This is a genomic window from Cellulosimicrobium sp. SJTW-1, assembly GCF_047716875.1.
Lineage (GTDB): Bacteria > Actinomycetota > Actinomycetes > Actinomycetales > Cellulomonadaceae > Cellulosimicrobium > Cellulosimicrobium funkei.
Window position 1 is genome coordinate 4085026 of sequence record NZ_CP136680.1, and the last position, 24437, is coordinate 4109462.

16 protein-coding genes are annotated in these 24437 nt (G+C 74.9%); 4 read left to right on the plus strand and 12 right to left on the minus strand.

All coding sequences use genetic code 11. The annotated features are described in order from the left end of the window. Positions 1-246: 246 nt before the first annotated feature. The gene (locus RSE42_RS18385; protein WP_415297489.1) at positions 247-3570 is read right to left on the minus strand and encodes a family 16 glycoside hydrolase; all 3324 of its coding nucleotides are present in this window, start codon (positions 3568-3570) and stop codon (positions 247-249) included. A 166-nt stretch (positions 3571-3736) separates the two neighbouring features. Here RSE42_RS18385 and RSE42_RS18390 point away from each other — a divergent pair, with 166 nt between their 5' ends. The 3 genes from RSE42_RS18390 to RSE42_RS18400 are packed head-to-tail and all read left to right on the plus strand — an operon-like array spanning position 3737 to position 7614. Next, complete coding sequence (locus RSE42_RS18390; protein ID WP_415297490.1) at positions 3737-4648, plus strand: PhzF family phenazine biosynthesis protein; 912 nt, start codon at positions 3737-3739, stop codon at positions 4646-4648. Positions 4649-4708: 60 nt separating this feature from the next. Further along, a complete protein-coding gene (locus tag RSE42_RS18395; protein ID WP_415297491.1) occupies positions 4709-6022 on the plus strand; it encodes an MFS transporter in 1314 nt (437 codons plus the stop codon). Positions 6023-6069: 47 nt separating this feature from the next. Further along, positions 6070-7614, plus strand: a complete 1545-nt coding sequence (locus RSE42_RS18400) for a glycosyltransferase 87 family protein (RefSeq protein WP_415297492.1) — start codon at positions 6070-6072, stop codon at positions 7612-7614. Between the two features lie 79 nt (positions 7615-7693). On the opposite strand, the gene RSE42_RS18405 is transcribed toward RSE42_RS18400, so the two are convergent. The 5 genes from RSE42_RS18405 to RSE42_RS18425 form a co-directional block, all read right to left on the minus strand. Next, complete coding sequence (locus RSE42_RS18405; RefSeq protein ID WP_043660404.1) at positions 7694-8113, minus strand: hypothetical protein; 420 nt, start codon at positions 8111-8113, stop codon at positions 7694-7696. Between the two features lie 83 nt (positions 8114-8196). Next, positions 8197-9432, minus strand: coding sequence for a WxL protein peptidoglycan domain-containing protein (locus RSE42_RS18410; RefSeq protein WP_391513172.1), 1236 nt, complete (start codon positions 9430-9432; stop codon positions 8197-8199). Between the two features lie 132 nt (positions 9433-9564). Then, the gene (locus RSE42_RS18415) at positions 9565-10839 is read right to left on the minus strand and encodes a hypothetical protein (RefSeq protein ID WP_051028446.1); all 1275 of its coding nucleotides are present in this window, start codon (positions 10837-10839) and stop codon (positions 9565-9567) included. A gap of 33 nt (positions 10840-10872) precedes the next feature. Further along, positions 10873-11892 carry a sugar phosphate isomerase/epimerase family protein gene (locus RSE42_RS18420; protein WP_034651214.1) on the minus strand — a complete coding sequence of 340 codons (1020 nt, stop codon included), beginning with the start codon at positions 11890-11892 and terminating at the stop codon, positions 10873-10875. 94 nt (positions 11893-11986) lie between these two features. After that, entirely contained in the window at positions 11987-15664 is a 3678-nt protein-coding gene (locus RSE42_RS18425; protein WP_415297493.1) for a PQQ-dependent sugar dehydrogenase, read from the minus strand. Between the two features lie 614 nt (positions 15665-16278). On the opposite strand from RSE42_RS18425, the gene RSE42_RS18430 reads away from it, so the two are divergent. Continuing rightward, a complete protein-coding gene (locus RSE42_RS18430) occupies positions 16279-16554 on the plus strand; it encodes a type II toxin-antitoxin system Phd/YefM family antitoxin (protein ID WP_415297494.1) in 276 nt (91 codons plus the stop codon). Between the two features lie 94 nt (positions 16555-16648). Here the strand turns inward: RSE42_RS18430 and RSE42_RS18435 are convergent, their stop codons facing one another. The 6 genes from RSE42_RS18435 to RSE42_RS18460 all read right to left on the minus strand — a co-directional run bounded on the left by RSE42_RS18435 (position 16649) and on the right by RSE42_RS18460 (position 24347). After that, positions 16649-17269: a D-alanyl-D-alanine carboxypeptidase family protein gene (locus RSE42_RS18435; RefSeq protein ID WP_137281310.1), complete on the minus strand. Its 621-nt coding sequence runs from the start codon at positions 17267-17269 to the stop codon at positions 16649-16651. A 139-nt stretch (positions 17270-17408) separates the two neighbouring features. Continuing rightward, the gene (locus RSE42_RS18440) at positions 17409-20342 is read right to left on the minus strand and encodes an FAD-binding and (Fe-S)-binding domain-containing protein (protein ID WP_415297495.1); all 2934 of its coding nucleotides are present in this window, start codon (positions 20340-20342) and stop codon (positions 17409-17411) included. Next, on the minus strand, positions 20339-21226 hold the full coding sequence (locus RSE42_RS18445; RefSeq protein WP_021482220.1) for a MurR/RpiR family transcriptional regulator: 888 nt from the start codon (positions 21224-21226) through the stop codon (positions 20339-20341). The genes RSE42_RS18440 and RSE42_RS18445 overlap by 4 nt, the downstream gene beginning before the upstream one ends. Beyond that, complete coding sequence (locus RSE42_RS18450) at positions 21223-22377, minus strand: N-acetylglucosamine kinase (protein WP_308821138.1); 1155 nt, start codon at positions 22375-22377, stop codon at positions 21223-21225. Before RSE42_RS18450 ends, RSE42_RS18445 begins: the two co-directional genes overlap by 4 nt. A gap of 120 nt (positions 22378-22497) precedes the next feature. Further along, entirely contained in the window at positions 22498-23172 is a 675-nt protein-coding gene (locus RSE42_RS18455; protein ID WP_415297496.1) for a response regulator, read from the minus strand. Next, complete coding sequence (locus RSE42_RS18460; protein WP_415298938.1) at positions 23169-24347, minus strand: sensor histidine kinase; 1179 nt, start codon at positions 24345-24347, stop codon at positions 23169-23171. Before RSE42_RS18460 ends, RSE42_RS18455 begins: the two co-directional genes overlap by 4 nt. Between the last annotated feature and the right edge of the window lie 90 nt (positions 24348-24437).

Consider the following 24437-nt stretch of genomic DNA (forward strand, 5'->3'; position numbering starts at 1 on the left):
TCGGGGAGTCGTGGGGTCGGCCTCGGCCGGCTCGCCCACGACGTTCGTGCGGTGCGTCCGTGCGGCAGCGCGCGGACGTGAGCACCCTACGCGAGGGTGGGAGCGCCGTCGGACCGCGCTCCGCCCTGCGGGGACGCCCTGCCGGGCGCCGGACGAGACGGGTCGGGCGGGGGCGGCTCGTGCCGCCGCCCCCGCCCGGTGCGACCCGGGGCGGACGGCTCACGCCGCCCGCCCCGGGTCATCGGCTCAGCCGCAGCTGACGGCCTCGTAGGCGGCGTCCGCCTCGAACGTCCGGCCGTCACCGGTCGCGGAGACCTGCGCGACGCCGGCCTCGACCGACGTGGCACGCGTCGCGAACGACTGGTACGCGGAGGCACCCGGCTGGACGCCGGTCACCGTCTTCGTCCCGAACGGCGTCGTGAGCGTGACGTCCGCCGGCACCGTGTCGTCGTTCGTGGCACGGACCGCGACGTAGACCTTGCCCGCGAGGCAGCGGGTCTGGACCGTCGTCGAGATCGCGAGCTCCTCGACGGGCTCGTCGGTCAGCTCCTTGAACCGGATGTTCCGGTAGTTGACCATCTCGCCGTTGCCGTGGTTCTGGATCCCCACGAAGCTGTTGACCAGGCGGGCCGGGTCGCTGCTCGTGAAGTCGTTGACCAGCACGTCGTTGAGGTAGACCCGGATGCGGTCGCCCTCGACGCGGATGTCGTACGCGTTCCACTGGCCGACCGGCTTGAGCGAGGCCTCGACGGCCGCGGCGTCGGCACCCTGGAACGTGTAGATGGCACCCGTGGTGCGGTCGGCGGCGTCGGTCGCGTCGATCTGGATCTCGTAGCCCTTGTTGACGGCCACCCACGGGTCGTCGCCCGGGTTCGGGAACCCGACGAACACGCCGCCGTTGTCGTCCTTGAGGAGCTTCCAGTCGAGCTTCAGGCTGTAGCTGTCACCGAGCTCCTGGTTGTACCAGAGCAGGCCCATGCCGCCCGCGCCCTGGATCGAGCAGTCCTCCTGGCGGCCGAAGCCACCCGGACCGGCCATGCGCCAGCCCTCCTGGAGGCTCGCGAGGGTGCCGTCGAAGAGGGCGGTGTAGCCGTCCTCGACCTCGCCCGGGGTGCAGATGTCCGGGTTCTCGCCGATCGAGAGCACGTCGATGTTGATGTTGCCCTGGTCGCCCGTCTCGTACGCGAGCGTGACGGTGTTCGTGCCGGCCTGGAGCTCGAGGTCGCGCGTCTGCACGCCCCAGTCCTTCCAGCTCCCCGTGGTCGGGAAGTTCCACTGGCCGAGGTCCTGGCCGTTCACGTGGAGCGAGACGTTCTTGGACCGCAGCTCGGTGTACGGGTGGATGCCGTTGGCGTAGCGCACGTTCACCGGGTAGGTGCCCGCCTCGGGGACGGTCACGGAGAACGTGCGGCCGGAGCCGACGCTCGTCATGCCCGCGGCGAAGCCGGAGCCGGAGTAGTTGCTGTGGTCCGAGCCGATGCTCGAGCCGCCGAGGGGCTGGGCCAGCTCCGCCTCGTACCAGCCACGGTCGGCCGGGGCGACGTAGCCGGGCAGCGAGTTGAGCGTGTACCAGGCCTCGGTGCTGAGGAGCTCCGCGCCGTCGGCCGAGGCGAACGGGCGCGGGGACCGGACGTAGACGACGTGGCCGGGCTTGAGACCGTCGATCTTCAGCGTGACGGTCGTGCGGTCCTCGGACACCTGGGCGTCCGTGACGAAGAGCGGCTGCTCGTCGACCTTCGGGCCGCCGTACTGCTGCGTCGGCACGTAGCGCCACTGCTTGATCTGGTACGCGTCGGCGAGGTTCTCGACGACCTCGTCGGAGACCGGGTCGGTGTACTCGATCTCGAAGCCGCCCTCGACCACGCGCATCTCCTTCATGTCGAAGGAGTCCTCGTTGACGGGGACGAGCTTCTGGAGGCCGAACCGGAGCTTGCCGGACTCGCCCCAGTTGCCGCCCTCACCGGTGCCGCCGGCGTAGAGCGCGCCGTCGGGGCCGTAGATGACGCGGTTCACGCCGACCTCGAGGCCCGCGGTGTGGCGGAAGACCGCACCCTGGAACTCGCCGTCGACCTTCTCGAGGAACGCGCGCTGGATGCCGCCGTACGTGACGTCGCCGAGCAGCATCTGGCCCGCGAACTCGCCGTCCTCGACGAGGATCGGGTTGCCCGGGGAGTTGGCGATCTCGTTCTGCGGCAGCCACACGGCCGGCGGGGCGACGGGGTTCGAGTCGAACGGCCCGGCCGGGTTCGTGTAGTGGTTGTAGAACTTGTCCTGCTGGATGTGGATGAGCTTGTTCGACGGCAGCCAGGCACCCTGGTTGTCCGTCGCGAAGATCTCGCCCTCGGGGCCGAAGCCGATGCCGTTCGGCGTGCGGAGGCCGCCCGCGACGTAGCTCACCTCGCCCGTCTCGCGGTCGATCTTGATCGACGTGCCGCGGTTGGCCGCGGGCTGCGGGTTCGTCGTGGCGCCGCCGTTGTTGATGGCCACGGAGAGGTTGACGTAGAAGTAGTCCTCGTCGTGGATCAGGCCGAACGCGAACTCGTGGAAGTTGCCGCCGTCGGGCCACTCCGCGATCTTCGTGTGCGTGTCGTAGAAGCCGTCGCCGTCGGGGTCGGTGAGCTGCGTGAGCTGGTACCGCTCCGAGACGAAGATCGAGTCCTCGACGACCTCGATGCCCATGGGGTTGAGGAGCTCGTCCGCGACGAGCGTCGCCGTGACGTCCTCGGGGCCGTCGGCCGTGGTGACGCCGTCGAGGAAGTACACCTCGCCGGACACCGGGTCGGGGCGCCAGCCGCCGGAGCTGACCTCGCCCGTGGTCACGACGGCGAGCTGCTCGTCCGGCGTGAACGCCAGGCCGGAGACCTTGGGCTCGAAGCCCGCGGGGCGCAGGTCGACGAGCTCGTAGTTGGGGTTGACGGAGTCGAGCCGCAGGCCGTCGCCGGCCGTGTCGGTCGCGCCCTCGCAGTACTTGTAGCCGGGCGCGGTCACGCGCACGACGCCGGCCTCGGTGCTGAGCGCCGAGGTCGGGATCACCTGGAAGGAGGAGCTGCCCGGCGTCTTCCACGCGAGCGTGAGGCGCTGCTTGTCGCTGCCCTCGTAGTAGTCGACCCGCAGGTCGTGCACGCCCGCGGTGAGCGTCGCGCTGCCCTCGACGGAGGTCGAGTCGTTGGGGCCGTCGTTCTCGAGGACGAGCTGGCCGTCGATGTAGACGAGCGCGCCGTCGTCGTTGGTCACGCGGAACTGGTACTGGCCGTCCGCCGGGACGTGCAGGTTCGCGCTCACCTGCGAGATGAAGTTGTCCTCGGCGCCGAACTGCTCGGCCGTGGACCAGTCGATGGTCGGCATGAGCTTGTCGACGTTGGGCGTCTGCCCGGACTTCAGGGTGCAGACCCCGCCGGGGTTCTGCGCGAGCTGGAAGGTCCGCAGCGTGACGCCGGGCTCCTGCTCGGGGAGCTCTGCCGCGGCGGGGACGGCCCAGCCCGCGACGACCAGGGCGCCGAGGGTGAGGGCGGCCGCGCCGCGTCGGTACCTGATCCGGCGGGACACCGGCAGGCTGGTGCGTTCGAGCATCGTTGCTCCTTACTCGGTCGGACTACGAGTCCACGGAGCGTAACCCCTGCCTGGCCCCGTCGATGACAACGCTGGACAGGCTAGCCCCCGTTCTATCGATGTGTCTACAACTTCCGTCGCACCGTCGACAAAAGTGCTCCCATCAGCGGGGACGTACGCTCACGGCATGACCGCACGCCACGGAGACATCGCCGACCGGACCGCGTCCCGCCCGTTCGCCCAGGTCGACGTCTTCACCCGCACGCCGACCCTCGGGAACCCCGTCGCGGTCGTGCTCGACGCCGTCGGCCTCACGGACGAGCAGATGGCCGCCTTCGCGCGCTGGACCAACCTCTCCGAGACGACGTTCCTCCTGCCGCCCACGCCCGACGGCGCCGCAGGCGGCGCCGACTACCGCCTGCGGATCTTCACCCCGGCGGGCGAGCTGCCGTTCGCGGGCCACCCGACGCTCGGGTCGTGCCACGCGTGGCTCGAGGCGGGCGGCAGCCCGCGCGCGGGGGACGTCGTCGTGCAGGAGTGCGGCGTCGGGCTCGTGACGATCCGGCGCGAGGAGGGCACGGAGCGGCTCGCGTTCGCCGCGCCCGCGCTGCTGGCCGACGAGCCGGTCCCGGCCGAGGACCTCGCGGCGATCGTCGCCGCGCTCGGCGTCCCCGACGAGGCCGTCCTCGACCACCGCGTGCTCGACAACGGTCCGGGCTGGCGCGTCGTCCTGCTCGACTCCGCCGCGCGCGTCGCGGGGCTGACGCCCGACTGGACCCGGCTGCGCGCGGAGCACCCCGACCTCTCGGTGGGCGTCGCCGGCCTGCACGGGGACGACGGCGGCCCCGACGGCACCGCCGTCGAGGTGCGCGGGTTCGCGCTCGCCATGGGCATCCCCGAGGACCCGGTCACCGGGAGCCTCAACGCCGTCGTCGGGCAGTGGCTCACGCGCGACGGGCGCCTCCCCGGGCGCTACGTCGCCGCCCAGGGCGCCGCGCTCGGCCGGGCGGGGCGCGTGCACGTCGAGCGCGACGGCGCCGGGACCGTCTGGGTCGGCGGGTCGAGCGTCACGTGCGTCGCGGGGACCGTCCGCCTCTGACGGGTCGCCGCCGCGGAAAACGGAGGCCCGGGGGCCCGCTCGCTCCGTAGACTCGGGCAAGTGTCAACAAACCCTCCGGTTTCCGGGACGGCGCGCGCCCTGACGGACCGCGCCGTGGTCTCGCGCGCGCGGTGGGCGCTCATGGTGCAGTTCGCGCTGTTCGGCGTCGTCGGCACGTCGTGGATGAGCCGCCTGCCGTCGGTGCGCGAGGCGCTCGGGCTGAGCTCGGGCCAGCTCGGCGCGCTGCTCGTCGTGGGCGGGGTCGGCACCCTCACGGCCGTCGTCGTGACGGGCGCGGTCGTCGCGCGCTTCGGCAGCCGCACGACGCTCGTCGTCGCGACGTCCGCGAACGTCGTCGGGTTCGGCCTCGTCGCGCTCGGCACGGCGACCGGCAGCGTCGGCGTGTTCGCGGCGGGCGCGTTCCTCAACGGCATGTGCGGCGCGCTGACCAACGTCCCCATCAACATCTGCGCGGCGTCGGTGGAGCAGCACGTCGGGCGTGCGATCCTCCCCCACTTCCACGCGGCCTTCTCGATCGGGGCGGCGTGCGGGGCGCTCGTCGCCGCCGCGTTCTCGTGGGCGCACGTGGGCATCGCCACGCAGGTCGTCGTCGTCACGCTCGTCGTCACGGCCGCCCGCGCGCTCCTCATCGCGCCCGCGACGGCGATCGCGCCCGAGCGGGCCGCGGCGCGCACGGCGGCGGCCGACGGCGCCCCCGCACCCCGGCGCGGCGCGGGCGTCCGCGCGGCGCTCGCCGCGTGGCGCGAGCCGCGCACCCTCCTCATCGGGCTCGTGCTGCTCGCGTCGTCGCTCTCCGAGGGCTCGGCGGGCAACTGGCTGTCGATCGCCGTGGTCGACGGGTTCGACGTGCGCGAGGCGCTCGGCGCGGTGGCGTACGGGACGTTCGTCGGCGCGATGACGGTGTTCCGGTTCGCGGGCACCGGGCTCATCGACCGGTTCGGTCGCGTCGCCGTGCTCCGGGCGTCGGGCGCCTCGGCGCTCGTCGGGCTCCTCGTGTTCGGCCTCGCGCCCACGCTCCCGCTCGCGTGGGTCGGCATCGTCCTGTGGGGCTGCGGTGCCGCGCTCGCGAACCCCGTCGCGATCGCCGCGGCGTCCGACGATCCCGCGCACGCCGCACCCCGCGTCGCGGTCGCGACGTCGTTCTCCACGGTCGCGATGCTGAGCGCTCCCCCGCTGCTCGGCCTGCTGGTCGACGGCGTCGGGGCCCGCCACGCGCTCCTCGTGATCTGCGCCGCGACGGTGCTGTCCCTCGCGGTCGCGGGCCAGGTCCGGCCCCTGCCGCGCCCGGCGGTGCCCGCCCCGGCCGACGACCTGCCGGAGCCCGGCCGGGAGCGCCCGGTCGGGTCCCGCTAGGGGGACGCGTCGCGCGCCCGCCGCGGCCCCGGCGCACACTGGCGGGTGTGAGCCTGGCAGCCCGTGCCCCGCGCCGAGCGCCCGCTGCCGCGCGGTGGGGGTGGGTCGTGGCCGCCGTCGTGGCGGGCCTGGCGTTCCTCGTGCGGTGGCACCTCGTCGGCGGCTCGGCCGGGATCGGCGGGTACCGCGGCTACGACGACGGCGTGTACTTCTCGGCCGCGGTGGCGCTCGTGCACGGCCGCGTGCCCTACCGCGACTTCCTCCTGCTGCACCCGCCCGGCTCGACGCTCGCCCTGACGCCCTTCGCGGCGCTCACCACGTGGACGAGCGACGACCACGCCCTGGTCGCAGCGCGCGTCGGCATCATGCTCGTCGGCGCGGCCAACGCCGTGCTCGTGACGCGCGTGGCGCGCCGGTGGGGCACGACGGCGGCCGTCGTGGGCGGCGTCCTCTACGCGCTGTCGTACGCCGCGGCGTGGGCCGAGCGGCTCACCCTCCTCGAACCCCTCGGCTCCCTGTGCCTGCTCGGCGGGGTCGTGCTGCTGCTCCGCGGCCTGGACCGGCGCCAGGAGGGCACCGGCCGCGAGCGCCCGTGGCTCTGGGCGGGCGGTGCCGTCCTCGCGCTCGGTGCGACGGTCAAGATCTGGGGCGTCGTGCCGCTGCTCGTCGTGCTCCTCTGGCTGCTGGTCGTCGCCGGGTGGCGCACCGCGGCCCGCGCGGCCGCGGGCGCCGTCGTCGCGCTGGTGGCGGTGCTCGGCCCGTTCCTCCTCGCCGCGGGGTCGGACATGGTCCGCATGGTCGTGCTCGACCAGCTCACCCGGCCCCCGGCGACGACGGACCTCGAGCAGCGGCTCGTGTGGCTCACGGGGACGGGCGGCCTGCGCGACCTCGTGCCGGAGCAGGAGCAGCTCGTGGTGGCGTGGACCGTGCTGGCGCTGGCGACGGTCGCCGCGGTCGCGGCGTGGGTCGGGCGGCGCGGGCGGCTGTGGGTCGTGCTGCTCGCGGTGCAGGTGGGCGTCCTGCTGCTCTCGCCGTCCGCGTACCCGCAGTACGCGGCGTTCTCGGCACCGGCGCTGGTCCTCGTCCTGGCCGCCGCGTGCTCGCTCCTGCCCCGCCCGGGCAGGGTCGCGGCGGGGGCGCTCCTGAGCATCGGCGCCACGGCCCTCCTCGTGGCCGCGGTGCAGACCGCGCCGCGCCTCGCCCCGTTCCCGACGGCCGAGGTGGCGGCGGCGCTCCCCGACGACGGCTGCGTCCGCGCCGACTCCCCCGGGGTCCTCGCCGTCCTCGACGTGCTGAGCCGCGACCTCGAGCGCGGCTGCGAGCTCCCCGTGGACCTGTCGGGGTACTCGTACGACCACGGCGCGCGGGACGCCGCCGGCGAGCCGGTGCCGCGCCGTCGGAACCTCGCGTGGCAGGAGGAGGCGCTGCGCTACCTGACGTCGGGGTCGTCCGCCGTGCTCGTGCGGTCGACCGGCAACGGGTTCAGCGACGAGACCTGGCAGACCCTCGACGCCACGACGACGACCGTCCTCGACCGGCCGGGGGTGCAGGTGCTCGTCCCGCACGACGACGTCACGCGGCCGGAAGGCTGAGCCCGCGTCGCGCGTGGTGGGGTCGCTCAGGCGCGGGGCCTGGTACCGCTCCACGGACTCGAGCCGAGGTTCCCCGGCGTCAGTCCGGCTCCAGGGCGGCGATGCGCATCGTCACGTGGCTCGCGTACTCAGCGGGCTCTCGGTCGACCTGTACACGCAGCGGCCCTCGGGGGACGTCGAGGGTGCGCTCGTTCTCGGCGTCCCCGATCGCGAGGCGCCCGGACGGGCAGCTGAGCTGTCCGTCGAACTCCGCGGCCCCCGTGGGCAAGGGCTCACCGACGACGACGGTCACGGTGACCGTCGCCGTCGGAGGATCTACGTCCTCGGGCCAGTCGTCCGAGACGTCGACGTCGGCGGCATGGAGCACCGGCACCGCCAGGCAGGAAGGTGACGAAGCGATCGCCTCGTCGCCGAGGTCCGGGGGGAGGTCGAAGGACTCCTGCTCGTCGAAAGCCAGGAGGAGGCCCCACCGGAACGGTTGTGTCCACTCGAGCTGCACCCCCGCACCGTATCGAAGGCGCCGCGCCGCTCAGCCACGCCAGGTGACGCCGTCTCCACCACCGTCGCTCCGGCCCGGTCACCTCACGGCGCAGGTCTCGCCACGGGGTCGTGGTCCGGTGCCGGGCTGCCCACGGCGTCGGGGTCGGTCGGGGAGTCCTCGGCCCGCGCCTCGTCCGCCCCACCCGCGGCACGCTCGGCGAGCGCGGCGGCGACGGCGGCGTCGACCGCGCGCTGCTGGGCGGTCCGCGCCCGGCGCCGCGCGCGGACGCGCCAGACGACGACCAGCGCCACGAGGGCGAGGAGGCCGAGCGCGACCCACGGCACGGCCCAGGTGGTGGCGGTCGCGACGACGCCCGGCACGACGACCTCCGGGTCGGGCACCGTCCCGGGCAGCGGCACGACCTCGCCGCCGACCGTCAGCGTCGCAACCTCGCGCCCGAGCGGCCAGACGCCGTCGACCTCGACGGTCCGCTCGACGGACGAGCCGGGGAGCAGCTCGGGCACGTCGACGTCGGTCGCGGACGTCGCGCCGAGCCCGAACGGGCCGGAGACGCGGACGGCGGTCGCCGGCGCGACGCGCGCGTTGCCCTCGTTCGTCACGGTGAACGTGACGGTCGCGCTGCCGGGCGCGAACGGGTTGAGCGTGCCGTCGTAGGCGAGCCGCACGTCGTCGACCGCGAGCGCCGGGGCGAGCTCGCCCTGGACCCGCAGGTGCACGCGCGAGCCGAGCCGCCGGTCGGTCGTGACGCCGTCCTCGGCGACCACGACGAGGGACGACACGACTCCGGCGGCGTAGTCTCCCGGGGTCGCGTCGTCGGGCACGGTGACGGTGAAGGGGACCTCGACGCGCTCCTGCGGAGGGATCTCGACCTCGGCCTGGTCGAGGGCGATCCACGACCCGAGCGCGGTCGACTCCTCGCCCGCGGGCAGGAGGTCGAGCGTGCCGTCGTCGGTGAGGAAGCCGTCGGCGGCGTAGACGGCGAGCGCGAGCGGGGTGTCGCCGTGGTTCGAGACGACGAGGCTGTCGCGCAGGGAGCCGCCGGGCGCGAGCGAGTACGCGAAGTTGGGCCGGTCGACGCCCTGGGCGGTGTCTCCCGGACGCACGCCCCACTGCACGGTCTGCTCCGGGTCGGGCGCGGGGGCGTCGTCGGTCGCGACGGCAGTCCGCGCGGCGGGCGCGACGTGGCCGGGGGCCGCGGCGTCCCCCGGGAGCGCGGCGGCGGCGGGCGCGGCGGTCAGCGCGAGCGCGAGCAGGGGCCCGGCGAGCGCGCGCAGGGCGCGGGACGCGGGGGCGGGAGAGGTGCGGCGGTGGGTCATGCGCTCGGTCCTTCGTCGGTGCAGGTGGGGCGGCTCGGACGAGAGCCGCCGGACCGGCCGGCCACCACGGCGTGCGTGGTGGCCGACCGGTCGCCCGACCCGTGCCGGGCCGGGCTGCGGTGTCCCGCGGGATCAGCCCAGTGCGGTGAGCGTGATCGTCGCGGTGTAGGTGCCGCGCGGGGTGTCGAGCGGCATCTTGAGGTCGAGCTCGGCGCCGACCACGGACGCGCCGCGCGCGTGGCCCTCGTCGGCCCGCGCGAGGGTGCGTGCCTGCTTGAGGCCCTCGCCCTCGTCGAACCCGGACGCGACCGGGGCGCCGGCGACCGCGTCGCCGCCGTTCTCGATGACGCCCGGCGTCCAGCCGAGGTGCTTGCCGTCGACCGTCTGGCCGCCCGCCGTGAAGTCGGACACCTGGCCGGTGACCGACCACGCCGGGTCGCCCGCGCGCGTGTCCTGCACGCGCACGGGGACGAGCTGGCCCTGGGCCTGGTAGTAGCTGAGCTCCTCGTCGGCGACGCCGAGGTCGACGAGGCGCGACGAGCCCTCGAGCGACCACGTGAGCTCGCCCCCGGACTGCTGCGGCACGGTGACGGCCACGGCCTGGTCGCCCTCGGGCGCAGCCCCCGGCTCCTCACCGGTGTGGTCTCCCTCGACGCCGCCCGCGGTGTTCCCGGGCCCGAAGACGGCGGCCGGGTCGTTGCCCGTCGCGCGGATCGTGCCCTGGACCGCCGTGCCCGCGACCCGCAGGTTGCCGGCGTTGCCGCTGAGCACGAGGTCGCCCGCGACCGCGTTGCCCCACTCGTCGGCCTCGCCGGACGCCGTCGCGCCGACGAGCAGGTCGCGCGCACCGTTGCTCACGGTGAGCGTGCCCCCGACCACGGCGCCCGCGACCGTCACGCCGAACGCGGAGCCGTCGAGCGTCGCGTCGCCGCGCACGGACGTGCGCAGCAGGTCGACGTAGCTCGCCTCCTGCGTGAGCAGCCCGCCGGAGACGGTCGAGTCGCTGATCTCGACGTCCACACCCCCGGCCGCGACGTCGCCCCCGACGGTGAGGTCGTTGAGGTACAGGAACCCGTTCCGGGTGCCCGCCGAGTAGACGCTGACGTCCCCGGCGACGCTCGTGCCGTCGAGCAGCACGCCGTACGCGTCGGTCGCGACGACGTCGCCCCCCACGGTCACGGACGTCGCGTCGAGCCAGCCGCCCGGCTGGACCACGACGTCGCCCTCGACGGTCGCGCCACCGAGGACGCAGTCCGCGCCCCCGGGGACGACGAGGTCGCCGCTGACGGTCCGGTCGCCGAGGTCGGTCGTGCACTCGACGTCGGCGGCCTGCGCCGCGGGCGCGACCGCCGTGGCCGTGGCCACCGCGAGCAGCGCGGCGGCCGGGACCTTCCACTTCCACTTCATGTGATGCTCCTTGTCAGGTGTGGTCGGTCCGCGTCAGCCGCGGAGCGAGGAGATCTCGCCGTAGCTGCGGCGGGCGTTGCCCAGGGAGTTGAGGGCGTTGCCGGGCTCGGCCACGGTCGCCGCGTTGTCCTGCTCGTACAGCCCGAACCGCTGCCCTCGGTCGCGGAGCTGGGAGAGGAACGCCTGGTAGGGGATGTCGCCGGCGCCGAACTCGATGATGTCGTAGCCGTTGCCGCTGGACTCGTTCGTCTTGCCGTCCTTGAGGTGCAGGATCGGGAAGCGGCGCGGGTCGCGCGTGACGTAGTCGATCGGTTCGAACCCGGGGTACAGGTGGCGGCCCACGTAGGCCCAGTAGACGTCCATCTCGAAGAACACGAGCTCGGGGTCGAGGTTGTCCCACAGCAGGTCGTAGACGCGCTGGTTCGGGTCGTCGCTGGTGAACGCCCACTCCTGGGCGTGGTTGTGCGAGTAGAGCTTGAGGCCCGCCGCGCGGGCCTTCTCGCCCATCTGGTTCCAGGTCTCGCAGGCCTGGAGCCACTGCGCCTTGGGGATGGGGCCGCCGTAGCCGCCCGCGATGGGGCCGCCCTGGCCGAGGTGCGGCATGCCGAGCGCGAGCGCCTTCTCGATCTCGGCGTCGATGTTCGCCGGGGTGAGGTTGACGTGCGCGCCGACGGCCCGCAGGCCGTTGTCGTCGAGCAGCTGCCGGATCTCCGGCACGGTGATCGCGCCGACGCTCCCCTGCGTGTAGCCCGCGAACTCGATCTCGGAGTAGCCGATGTCGGCGAGCTCCTCGAACACGGCCCGGAACCCGAGCGAGCTGACCTTGTCCCGCACGGTGTAGAGCTGGATGCCGATGCGGTTCACCGGCACGAGCCGGTTGCGCCCGCCGGACGGCGCGACCGCCGTCGGGAGGGCGCCGCCGAGCGCGTTCGCCGCCGACGGACCGAGGGCGGCCCCCACGCCCACGGCGACCGACGACGCCGCGAGCGCCTTGAGCAGGTTGCGACGGGTCATCGGCTTGGCCGAGACCGTCGGGTGGTGGTGTGAACTCATGTCTCTCCTTCGAGGTGAGCCGCCCCGGGACCGCACCCGGGGACGCCTGGGGGCCGGTGGCCCGGGCGGGTCGCCCGGGCCACCGGTGGGACGGTCAGCTGCGGACCGTGAGGGTGAGGTTCACCGTGCTGGGCGCGACCCCGGCGGACCCCTGGTAGCGGGCCTGCACCTGGTAGGTGCCGGTCGCCGCGAGCTTGGGGAGCGTCACGACGACGTCCCCCGCCGCGTCGAGCGTCCCGGTGAGCGACGCGACGGTGCCGTTGTTCTTGCGCACCGTCACCTGCACGTCGCCCGTGGGCACGACGCCGGTCGACGACTCCACGTGGAGCGTCGCCTTCGCCGCGACGGCGGGCTTCACCGGGTTCGGCGCCACGCTGCCCGTCGTGGTCGACCGGGCCTGGGCCACCGTGAGGCGCACGGTCCCCGCCGACGCCGTGTAGACGCCGTCGGCGCCGTACGTCGCGGTGAGGGTGTGCGTCCCGACGGCGAGCGACGGGTCGATCGCGATCGTCGCCGTGCCGTCCGCGAGCGTCCCGCGCCCGACCTCGGTCTCGCCCGTGGTGAGCACGACCTCGCCCGTGGGCGTGCCGCCCTCGCCCGTGACCGTGACGACGGCCTCGCCCGGCGCGCCGTAGGAGACGCGCGCGGCGCCGACGGAGACCGTCGTGGCCGAGGCGACCGTCGGCTCGTCCGGGGCGTCGAGGTCGATCGTGAACGACACCGCGCCGGCCTCGGAGACGTTGCCGCCCGTGTCGGTCGCGCGGTAGAGCAGGTCGTACGCGCCGTCCTGCGAGAACGTCACGCCGTACTGCTGGTTCGCCGCGAGGTTCGTCCACGTCGCGCCCGCGTCGCGCGAGTACTGCACGCTCGCGACCGCGCCGTCGTCGGTGGCCTGCACGGAGAACCGCACCGGCTCGTTGAACACGCCGCCGACGCCCGTGGGCGCCTCCGGCGCGAGCGTGTGCGCGACGGTCGGGGCGGTGACGTCCGCCGCGCCCGCGCCCACCATGGTGATCGCGTCCACCGCGAGCTCGTCGGACGACGTCACGAACAGCGTGCCCGATCCCTCGGGGGCGTCGAACGTGATCTCCACGTCCTGCCAGCCCTCGCCCGCGGGGACGACGGCGGTCGCGAACGGCTCGGCGTCGGCCGCGCCCCAGCGGAGCTCGAGCTCGCCGCCGCCGCTCGCGCGGACCACGGCGCCATCGATCCCGGCGAAGCTCACCGGGTCGTACCGCAGGAAGTCGCCCGCGCCGAGCCCGCGGACGGCGTTGCCACCCCGTGCGGTCGCGTCGGCGAACACCTCGACGCCCTCTCGCCCGATCGCGTGCTCGCCCTGCTGCTCCTTCGGGTTGAGGCGCAGCGTCGCCTCGCCCGTGGCCGGCGGGAGGCCGTTGTGGCCCGCGTCGGTGTACGTGACGACGACCGCCCCGTACAGGAGCGCGCCCGGGCCGTGCTCGGGCGAGTTGGGGTCGGTGCGCCACGCGCCCGTGCAGCCCGTGCCCGTGGACTCGGGGTGCGCGTGCTCGTCGTGCCCGAGGCCGTACGTCCACGCGACGCGCGAGCACACGGTGCCCGAGCCCGCCTGCGGGTCGTCGAACGCGGCGGCGTACGCCTCGAGCACGTCCGCCACCATCTGCGCGGTGACGGCGCCGCCGGAGATCGCGACGAGCTCGTCGAGGGTGAAGCCGGAGGCCTCGCCCAGCGTCTCGGCGTCGACCCCGAGCGTCTCGACGAGGACGTCGTGCCCGATCGCGTCCGCGAGCCACTCGCCGATCTGGTCGCCCGACGTGAGGTGCGGCGTCGGCGCCTCGCCGCCGCCGAGGTCGTCCTCGGCGTCGGTCGTGGTCACCTTGTACGGGACGGCCTGGCCCCAGTCGAAGAACGCGCCGTCGGCCGGGTACTCGATCGTGACCTCGGGCGCCTGGTTCCCGACGGAGATGACGCGCGACGTGAGGGAGAACTTGCCCGACGCGTCCGTGACGCGCAGGCGCGCGGTGTACGCGCCGATCTCCGTGTACGTGTGCGTCGTCCGGACGCCCTCGGCGTCGAACGTGCCGTCCCCGTCCACGTCCCACGCGTAGGTGAGGTCGTCGCCCTCGGGGTCGGACGACGTCGACGCGTCGAACGTCACCTCGAGCGGCGCCTGCGACGACGACGTGGGCGTCGCGGTGAAGCGCGCCTGGGGCGCCTTGTTGCCCTCGGCGTAGTCGATCCGGTACAGGCCTGCGTCGGGGTTGGCGCGGAAGAAGCCGTCGCCGTAGTCGAGCACGTAGAGCGAGCCGTCGGGACCGAACTCGAGGTCCATCGGGTTGTCGTGCGGCGGCTGGCCCGCCGCGGCGAGCGCGGCGTTCGGCAGGAAGTCCTCGATGTGCGTCACGTCGAACGCCTCCCAGTCGACCGTGAACGCGGCGAGGTAGTCCTGCGAGAACTCGCCGAAGAACGCCTTGCGGTCCCAGTACTCGGGGAGCTTCGTGGTCGACGGGTTGTCGGCGTCGTAGTGGTAGACGGGGCCGCCCATCGGCGCCTGGCCGGAGCCGGAGCCGAAGTTCACGAGCTCGTCCCACGGCTGGTCGCCCGGGTTGTCGCCGTACCAGAGCGTCGCGGCGCGGGCCGGCGGCAGCTCGCGCAGGCCCGTGTTCCAGCGGGAGTCGTTGACGAGGTTCTCGGGGTCGAAGAACTCCCCCGGGGTGCTCGTCGCGAAGTCCCAGTCGTTGTAGGCGAAGTTGTCGCCCTGGACGTAGGGCCAGCCGGCGTTGTGCGGGTCGTCGAGCGAGACGACGTTCCACTCCACGAGGCCCATGGGCCCGCGGCCCGCGGTCTCCGCGACCGCCTTCGTCGCGTCGGGGCCGTAGTCGCCCCAGGAGAGCGAGTTCGTCTCCGGGTCGACCTCGAACCGGAACGGGTTGCGCACGCCCATGACGAAGATCTCGGGGCGCGTGCCCTCGGTGCCCGGCGCGAACAGGTTGCCCTCGGGGATCGAGTACGAGCCGTCGTCCTCGACGTGGATCCGCAGGATCTTGCCTCGCAGGTCGTTCGTGCTCCCCGCGCCACGACGCGAGTCGAAGCCGGGGTTCATGCCGGGGGCGTCGTTGTTCGGCGCGAAGCCGTTCGCGCCCGGGGTGCTCGCGGGCGTGTTGTCGCCCGTCGTGAGGTAGAGGTTGCCGTCGCCGTCGAAGTCGATGTCCGCCCCGACGTGGCAGCACTGGCCGCGCTGCACCTCGACGTCGAGGATCACCTGCTCGCTCGCGAGGTCGATCGTGTCGCCCGTCCACTGGAACCGCGCGAGGCGGTTCACGCCCACCCAGCGGTCCCAGTAGCTCTCGTCCTCGCCCGCCGGGAGCGAGTTGGGCGCGTTGCCCGTCGGGGTGTCCGCGACACCGTCGCCGTCCGCGTCGCGCGGCGCGTAGACGAGGTAGACCCACCCGTTGTCCTCGAACTCCGGGTCGAGCGCGACGCCCTGGAGGCCGTCCTCCGAGTTCGCGTAGACGTCGAGCGTCGTGACCACGCGCGTGACGCCCGTCGCCGGGTCCGTGAGCCGCACGTCGCCGTTGCGGGCCGTGTGCAGGACGCGCGAGTCCGGGAGGATCGCGAGGTCGATGGGCTCGCCCACGTCCTTCGTCAGCAGCACGCGCTCGTAGTTGGACCAGTCGAGCGCCGCCTCGGCGCCCGGTTCCGCGCCGTGGTCGACGCCGTCGTGCGCGACGGCGGGTGCCGTCGCCGCGCCCAGGCCCGTGAGCGCGAGGGCGCCGGCGGCCAGAGCCGCGGTCACCCGCCGGTTCCGGCGCGTACGCCGGTCGATATCCTTCATCTGATGCCGCTCCTGTGAGGTTCAGTCGCCTGTGAGGGGTCATCCGGACCGGGTCGCCCCCGTCGCGCCAACGACGGAATCAGGGCGGCTCGGTCTGTCTGTGCTGGTGGGAGGGCTGCGCGCCCCCTGCCCGGTGGTCCTCCTCGTCTCGTCGTCGAGCGCGATCCCCCCGCACGTCGTCGTGCGGACGGAGAGTGCCACCACGTGCACCGGGGCACGCGCGGAGGCGGTCGGGCCGTAGCGGTCGGGTGAAATTCACCTACCACTCGGTCGTCATCCTACGAGGCTTCTGTCGGGTGTCAATCAAAAGTCGAAAGTCCGCCGATGCACGGACTACAGGCAGGAACGCAGCCGAATCCTGACTGCGCTGTCGGGTTCGGGAACTGACCTCGAGCGCGCAGAGATCCCGCCAACGATCCGCCGTCGAGCACGTCGAGGCCGACGGCCTGCACGCCCGCTGCGCGGGCCTCCCGGCGTCCCGTGGGCCGAGAAGGCCGCGAGCACGGGAAGAAGGGGGTGCCTCTTTGGCAAGAATGAGGCTATTCACAGGCTCGTAGTCCGGACAGTATGAGCGCATGAAGTCGGTAGCTCTGAGCGAGGCGAGGGACAGGCTGTCGGCCCTGGTGGACGAGGCCGAGCAAGAGCTACAGATCATGCGGATCACCCGGCAGGGGCGCGGTGCCGCGGTGCTGATGGCCGGGGACAACCTCGAGTCGCTGCGCGAGACGCTGTTCTGGCTGTCCGAGCCCTGCGTGCTCGACGACGTCGACGGGGCCCGTCGCGCCGCCGCCGAGGGCGCGACGACGTCCGGTGACGACCTGCGAGCACGGTCGGGGCTGCCGGCCCGGTGACCGCCGACCAGACCCCCAGCGTGGCGGCTCGAGGTCGCGACCGCGGCCGAGCGGTTGTTGCGACGCCTACCGCACAAGGTCGCGACCGCGGTGGTCAGGACCGGTACACCCAGTGCCACGGTTCGCGCGGGGTGTCCTCGACGAAGCCGAAGCGGCCGCCGTTGGTGCGCATCCACGCCTGGGCCCGGTCGTCCAGGTCGAGGTCGACCGCGATGCCCCAGCCGTGCGGGCTGGTCCCCGGCTCGGCGGCGAGCCCGCCCTGGGAGTACAGGCCCTTGCGCGCGGCGACGTCGACCTGCGCGTCGTAGGACCGGTAGGAGTCCGTGATGCCGATGCGGACGCCGTCGCGCGCCGCCTCGGCGAGCAGGCCCTCGAGCGCCTGGCCCGCGGGCGCCCAGAGGCGGTGGCCGGTCGTCCCGACCTCCTGCAGGGCGGTCCGGGGGATCTTCCCGTTGCCGTAGGCCGCGAGGTCGCCGGGGACGCCGTCGACCGTGCGCGTCCGGTCGGGACCGGTCGCGCCCGCCACCGGGGTGCTGCCGGTGCCGGTCGAGCCCGCCAGCACCGTGCTGAGGAGCTCGTCGAAGCGCGCGCCGGAGCCGCTCGCGACCGCGTCCGCGGCGCGGGCGTCGACGGTGCGGACGTCGACGGCGCGGGCGGGGCTGAGGGTCGCCTCGATGGCAGCCACGCGCTGCGCGATCGCGGTGATGCCGTCCATCCGGTCGTCCTCCTGGGGGCGTGCCGGCGGTGGCGTCCACCGGTCAGCTCTCCCTATGCACCACGACGAGCGGTCTGCCGCCTCCCCGCGTCGCAGCGACCGCGCCGAGCGCGCCGACCGAGGCGCGACCGCGCGCGGCTCAGACGGTAGCGCCGGGGCGCGTGGCCGCCTCGAGGAGCTCGAGCACGTGGACGTAGTCCTCGCCCGTGGCGCGCGACATGCCCATCTCGCACGTCCGGTTGCTCGACACGTACGCGTCGAAGCGCCCCTCGGGGAGCGTGCCGGCGCGGTGCGCGACCTCGTCCGCCTCGGCGCGCGTCGCGCCCGCGGTGAGCTCGGGGTGCAGCATCCCCCGGTCGCCCGCGAACCCGCAGCAGCCCCAGGCCGTCGGCACGGTGGCGCGCTCGGCGACGGCCTCCGCCACGGCCCGCAGGTCGTCCACGGCGCCCAGGTGCACGGTCGCGCACGTCGGGTGCACGACGACGTCCCCCGCCCGCGCGACGTCGACCCCGCGCGCCGCGAGGCCGGGCAGCACGTCGGTGCGCACGAACGTCACGGCGTCGACGACCCGCAGGCGGGCGAACCGGTCGCGCGCCTGCTCGTCGCGCGGGTCCGTCCCGGTGAGGTGGCGCGCCGTCTCGGCGAGGCCGTGGGTGCAGCTCGACGCGTCGCACACGACCGGCAGCTCGCCCTCGCGCGTGGCGACCCACAGCGCGTCCACGACCTTGCGGGCCATGGCGGCCGCGCCGTCGGGCAGGCCCTTGGACGACCACGGGGTGCCGCAGCACAGCCCGCCGATCCCGTCGGGGACCACGAGCCCGACGCCCGCCCGCTCGCACAGCGCCCGGAACGCGGCCTCGGCCCCGACCGGGCGGCCCGCGCCGTCCCTGCCGCACGCGCCCCCGGGCAGGCCGGCCCCGGCGGGCGCGAAGAGCTCGCCCATGCACGACGCGAACAGCACCGCGCGCGCGGAGGCGTCGCCGCCGTCGGCCACGACGGCCGTGGTCCCGCGGCGCGGCCCGGGACCGGGCAGGTCGGCGTCGACGCGCGGCACGACGTCCGTCCCGACGACCCCGCGGGCGACGTCGGACGCGACGCGCACCAGCGGCGTCGGGAGCGCTTCGACGACGCCGAGCGCGGCGCGCAGGCCCGTGACCACGGTCCCCCAGTGCTCGGCGGCGGCCGCTCCCCCGCGCTGCACGAGCCGCGGCTGCGACCGCGCGCGGTGGCCCTTCATGACGACGCCCGTGTCGATGCCCACGGGGCACGCCTCGACGCAGAGCGAGTCCGCGGCGCACGTCGCGACGCCCTGGTAGGCGTACTGCCGCTCGAGCTCGCGCCGCTCGGCGGGCGGCGCGGCGGCCATCTCCTTGAGCAGCGCGATCCGCTGGCGCGGCGTGGTCGTCACGGTGCGCGACGGGCAGCCCGGCTCGCAGTACCCGCACTCGACGCAGCGGTCGACGAGCGCCGCGTCGTCCCCGCCCGCCGACGACTCGACCTTGAGGTTCCGCAGGTGCTCGTGGTCGTCGTCGGTGAGCACGACGCCCGGGTTGAGCAGGCCGTGCGGGTCGAGCAGCCGCTTGACCTCGCGCATGACGGCGTAGAGCTCGTCGCCGTACTGGCGCCGCACGAACGGCGCCATGATGCGGCCGGTGCCGTGCTCGGCCTTGAGCGTTCCGCCGTGGCCGAGCACGAGGTCGACGAGGTCGTCGCTGAACGCCGCGTACCGGTCGAGCTCGGCGCGGTCGCCGAGGCGCGGCGTGATCATGAAGTGCAGGTTGCCGTCCTTGGCGTGCCCGAACGTCACCGCGTCGCCGTAGCCCCGGCGCTCGAAGAGCGCGCCGAGGTCCCGCACCGTCGCGGTGAGGTCGGCGACGGGGACGGCCACGTCCTCGAGCAGCGCGGTGCTGCCCGCGGGCCGCGCGCCCGCGACGGCGGTGTACAGGCCCTTGCGCACGCGCCACAGGCGCTCGCGCGTCGCGGCGTCGGTCGTCACCGTGGCGGGGACGGCCAGGAAGCCGGCGAGCGAGCCGACGACGTCGCGCGCCGCCTCCTGGAAGGGCGCGAGACCGTCGGGGGTCGCCGCGCGGTACTCGACGAGGAGCGCGGTCTGCCGGTGGATGCCCGCCCCGGAGGCCAGCGAGCGCATCGAGGGATCGGCGGCCGGGTCCGCCGCGGCGACGCGGAGCGACGCCGCGTCGAGCAGCTCGATCGCCTCCGCGCCCGACGCGACGAGCGGCACGAGCGCGTCCGTGGCGTGCTCCAGCGAGTCGAGCACGAGGAGGGTCGTCGCGGCGTGCGCGAGGAGCGGCACCGTCCGGAACGTCACGTCGGCGACCCAGCCGAGCGTGCCCTCGCTCCCGACGAGCAGGTGCTCGAGGATCTTCACGGGCTCGTCGTGGTCGAGGAACGCGTTGACGGAGTAGCCCATCGTGTTCTTCATCGAGAACTGGCGCTCGATCTCCGCGCGCGCCGCCGCGCTGCCCCGCACGCGGTCGCGCAGCTCCGCGAGACCGCGGTGGATCGCGGGCTCGGCGGCGCGCAGGCGCGCGTCGGCGTCGGGCGCGCCCGTGTCGACGACCGTCCCGCTCGCGAGCACGACCGTCATCGCCTCGACCGTCCGGTACGCGGTCCGCGCCGTCCCCGACGACATGCCCGACGAGTTGTTCGCCACGACCCCGCCGATCGTGCACGCGATCTCGCTCGCCGGGTCCGGGCCGAGCCGGCGCCCGTGCCGCAGCAGGTGCGCGTTGACGAGCCGCAGCGTCGCGCCGGGCTCGCAGCGCACGCGCTCGCCGCCGTCGAGCACCTCGACCCGGGTGAAGCGCGTGCGCGTGTCGACGAGCACGCCCGCGCCCGACGCCTGGCCGGACAGGCTCGTGCCGCCGGAGCGGAACGTCACCGGCAGCCCGCGGCGGGACGCCTCGCGCATCGCGGCGACGACGCCGTCGCGGTCGTGCGCGCGCACGACGACCTCGGGCCGCAGGAGGTAGTGCGACGCGTCGTGCGCCTGCGCGACCCGCGTCAGGAGGTCCGTGCGCAGCTCGAGGCCGGGCGTCTCGACGGCGGTCACGGGCGCGTCCGGCGGTCGTAGCCGAGGCGGTGGGGCTGCACGGCCTCGTACGTCGCGCGCAGGTTCGCGGTCGTGCGGTCGTACAGGCGCTGTGCGACGCGCACGAACAGGAAGTCGACGAGCGCGAGCTGCGCGATGCGGCTCGACAGGGCGCCGGACCGGAACTGCGTCTCGCGCGCCGTCGTGGTGAGCACGAGGTCCGCGTGCTCGACGAGCGGCGACTCGGGGAAGTTCGTCACGGCGACGGTCGTCGCGCCGCGGTCGCGCGCGATGCGCAGGGCGTCGTTCGTCTCGACGGTGAGCCCGCTGTGCGAGACGCCGACGGCGACGGCGCCCTCGGCCAGGAGCGCGGCGGACTGGAGCTGGACGTGCGGGTCCGGCGACGCGAAGCACAGCAGCCCGATGCGCTGGAGCTTCTGCGCGAGGTCCTGCGCCGTGAGCCCGCTCGACCCGACACCGAACAGGTCGATCCGCGTCGCCTGCGCGACCGCGGCGGTGACCTGCTCCAGCGCGTCGAGGTCGAGCATGCGCGCCGTCTCCTCGATGGTGCGCGCCTCGTGGAACGCGATCTTCGTGACGACGTCGTGCAGCGTGTCGTCGGGGTCGATCTCGCCGTGCGCGACGTTCGCGCGCTCCTGCTCGACGGCGCGGCGGCTCGTCGCCTGCGCGAGGTCGATGCGGAACTCCGGGTACCCGGCGTACCCGACCGCGCGGCAGAACCGCACGACCGTCGCCTGCGACGTCCCGACGAGCGCGGCGAGCTCCGTGATCGTCTTGCCCACGACGGCCGCCGGGTCGGCGAGCACGGCCTCGGCGATGCGCGCCTCGGCGGGCCGCAGGCTCGGCAGGGCCTGGCGGATGCGGACGAGGCCGTCGGCGGTCATGGGGTCTCCTCGGCGGTGGTCGGGTGCGGGGCGGTGCCGGGCGCGCCCGGCGGCAGGGCGGTCGGTGGCGCGGCGGTCGGTGGCACGGCGGTCGGTGGCGCGGCGTGGTCGCCGAGCGTGAGCCAGGGCGCGTGCTCGACGACGGAGCCCGGCTCGGTCGCGAGGCGCGCGGCGAGGTGCAGCGCGCCGTCGAGCGGCGTGCCCGCAGGGTCGACGAGCGCGACGTCCGGCCGCAGCACGGCGAGCCGCGCCCGGAACGCGTCCGTCAGCAGCGGGCCGATCCCCAGCACCCCGCCGGTCGCGGCGGCGAGCGGCGGGACGTCGTCGACGAGCGCGGCGGCGAGCGTCGTCGCGAGGTGGGTCCCGGCGCCCGCGAGGACCTGCCGCGCGACGGTGTCGTCCGCACGGGCCGCGGCCGCGACGTCGGGCGTGAACGACGCGAGCACCTGGGCGCGGTCGGGGCGCGTGTAGAGCTGCCCGGGCCACGACGGCACCGGGCCGAACCGCGCGACGGCGGCGGCGAGCAGCGCCGGCGAGCCGCCGGAGTCGCGGCCGTCGTGCGCGGCGACCGCGGCCCGCAGCCCCTGCGCGCCGATCCACGACCCGGAGCCCAGGTCGCCGAGCAGGTGGCCCCACCCGTCGACGCGGTGCCACACGGTCCGCAGGTCGGTGCCGAGCGCGATCGCCCCGGTGCCGACCGCCACGACGGCGCCGGGACGGCCGCCCAGCGCGCCGAGGTGCGCGGTGAGCGCGTCGGCCGCGACGGCGGTGCGCGGGCCGGGCCGGACGGACGGGTCGCCGTCGACCGCGGGGCCCGCGGCGGGAGGCAGGCCCGTGCGCAACGCGGCGTGCAGCTCGGCGGGGTCGCGCACGAGGGACGCGAGGCCGGTCGCACCGACCGCGGCCGCGGCGACGCCGTCCGCGGCGAGAGCGGGGACCGCGGCACGGAGGGCGTCGAGGAGGTCACGCACGACGTCCGCGGCGTCGCTCCCCGTCGGCCCGATCGCGACCGGTCGGCCGGACAGCGCGACGTCGTCCGTACCCGCACCGGACCCTGCCGCGGCGGGCAGGCGACGGGCGAGGAGGCGGCTCCCCGACCCCCCGACGTCGAGCCCGACGACCCACGGCCCCCCGGGCGTGCTGCTGCTCACGGGGCCAGTGTGGCACAAACTTTCACAGCAGAGAGGCAAAAGGGAGATTCTTGCCAGGATGCCCGGACCGCGTGCGCTCACCGTACGCCGCCCGGTCCGCCGCGGGAACCCCCGCCGCGGTCATCCGTGCTCCGGGTCGTTCCGCAGCACGAGGGCGGCGACCTGGGTGCGCGACTCCACGCCGAGCTTGGCGATCACCCGGCTGACGTGCGTCTTCACGGTGGCGAGCGAGATGAACAGCGCCGCGCAGATCTCCGCGTTCGACATCCCCCGGGCGAGGGCGCGCGCGATCTCGCGCTCGCGCGGGGAGAGCGTCGCGAGGGCGTCGACCGCGGCGGCGTCCGGCGGCCGGGTGTTCTCGGCCGCGAGGGTCATCACCCGCCGCAGCACCGCGGGCGCGAGGACGGGCCGTCCCTGGGCCGCCGCGCGGACGGCGTGGGCGAGCTCGTCGGGCGGCGCGTCCTTGAGGAGGAACCCGCACGCCCCGGCACGCAGGGCACGGACGACGTGGTGGTCCGTGTCGAAGGTCGTCAGGACGATGATCGCCGTCTCCGGCCGGAGCGCGGTCTCGCGCGCCGTCGCGACCAGCCCGTCGCAGCGCGGCATGCGCAGGTCCATGAGCACGACGTCGGGCCGGCAGGCCTCGATGACGTCGCGCGCGTGGTCCCCGTCGACCGCCTCGCCCACCACGGCGATGTCGGGCTCGCCGCCGAGCATCAGGCGCAGCGCCGAGCGGACCTCCGGCTGGTCGTCGACGGTGACCACCCGGACGACGTCGGGCGACGGGCGGCTCACGCGGCGGGCCAGGGGATCGTCACCGACACCACGTGCTCGTCGACGCCCGGGCGGACGCTGACGGACCCGCCCACGGCCCGCGCCCGTTCCTGCATCCCGATGACGCCGAGGCCCGGTCGGGGCGCACCCTCCCGCGGGCCCGCGAGAGCGTTGCGCACGACGATCGCCAGCTCGCGGCCGGGAGCGCCGCTGATGGCGACGTCGACGCGCTGCCCGGGGGCGTGCCGCCGGGCGTTGGTCAGGCACTCCTGGACGATCCGGAACGAGTGCCGGCTGACGGTCGGGGGCAGGCGCTCGAGGTCGACGGCGCAGTCCGTCCGGGCGAGCGGCGTCTCGGCCACGAGCTCGTCGAGCCGGTCCAGGGTCGGCTGGGGCCGGTCGTCGTCCGACCGGCTCGGGCCCCGCGCGTAGGTGAGGAGCTCGCGCAGGTCGGCGAGCGCCTGACGGCTGCTGTCGTGCAGGGCGGCGACGGCCTCGTCCCGGTCCGCGGCGTCGAGGTCCGTCCGGTGCCGCAGGACGCTCGCGTGCATCGCGGTCACCGAGAGGCGGTGTGCGAGGGCGTCGTGCATCTCCCGGGCGATCTGCGTGCGCTCCTGGTGGCGCGCGCGCTCCTCGCCGAGGCGCTGCTCCTCCGCGGTCAGCCGGACCCGCTCGTGCAGGGTGGCGACGAGCTCCCGCCGTGCGCCGACGGCGATGCCCGCGGCGAGCGCGACGGCGAGGACGACGGCGGTCGCGCCCACCGCGGCCACGACCTCCCACCACGGCAGCGCCACGCCGACCAGGTCGATCCCCAGGGCGGCCACCGCCAGGACGCCGACGAGCCAGACCGCCGCGACCGGCGCCAGCTCGCGCACCCGGCGCCGGGTGGCGAGCGACCCGAACGCGAAGAGGGCCGCCGGCACCGCCGCCGTCGAGACGACGGCGAGCACGGCGAGCAGCAGGGCGACGAGGAAGGGCGCGCTGCGGCGCCAGAGCACGACGACCCACGCGGCGACCCCGAACGCGAGGTCGAGGAACAGGAGCGCGGCGAACCGCACGGGATCGTCCTGCGCGCCCGGCGTGTCGACGCTGAGCGCGAAGTTGCCGAGGAACAGCAGGGCACCCGACAGGGCGACCGCGGCCAGGAGGCCGGTCTCGCGGAGGACCCGACGCCACGCCGGGCGCTGCGCGAACATGCTCACCGGAGCACTGTAGGCACCGACGAGCCCGGCGCCCCGGCTGAGGACGGGAAATCAGACCGATGACCGATACCGCGGCCCGAGCCG

Excerpts from the sequence above, each read along its gene's own strand:
- RSE42_RS18415 (WP_051028446.1), bottom strand. The coding sequence starts at position 10,839 with ATGAAGTGGAAGTGGAAGGTCCCGGCCGCCGCGCTGCTCGCGGTGGCC.
- RSE42_RS18390 (WP_415297490.1), top strand. The coding sequence starts at position 3,737 with ATGACCGCACGCCACGGAGACATCGCCGACCGGACCGCGTCCCGCCCG.
- RSE42_RS18420 (WP_034651214.1), bottom strand. The coding sequence starts at position 11,892 with ATGAGTTCACACCACCACCCGACGGTCTCGGCCAAGCCGATGACCCGT.
- RSE42_RS18430 (WP_415297494.1), top strand. The coding sequence starts at position 16,279 with ATGAAGTCGGTAGCTCTGAGCGAGGCGAGGGACAGGCTGTCGGCCCTG.
- RSE42_RS18410 (WP_391513172.1), bottom strand. The coding sequence starts at position 9,432 with ATGACCCACCGCCGCACCTCTCCCGCCCCCGCGTCCCGCGCCCTGCGC.
- RSE42_RS18435 (WP_137281310.1), bottom strand. The coding sequence starts at position 17,269 with ATGGACGGCATCACCGCGATCGCGCAGCGCGTGGCTGCCATCGAGGCG.
- RSE42_RS18460 (WP_415298938.1), bottom strand. The coding sequence starts at position 24,347 with ATGTTCGCGCAGCGCCCGGCGTGGCGTCGGGTCCTCCGCGAGACCGGC.
- RSE42_RS18445 (WP_021482220.1), bottom strand. The coding sequence starts at position 21,226 with ATGACCGCCGACGGCCTCGTCCGCATCCGCCAGGCCCTGCCGAGCCTG.
- RSE42_RS18385 (WP_415297489.1), bottom strand. The coding sequence starts at position 3,570 with ATGCTCGAACGCACCAGCCTGCCGGTGTCCCGCCGGATCAGGTACCGA.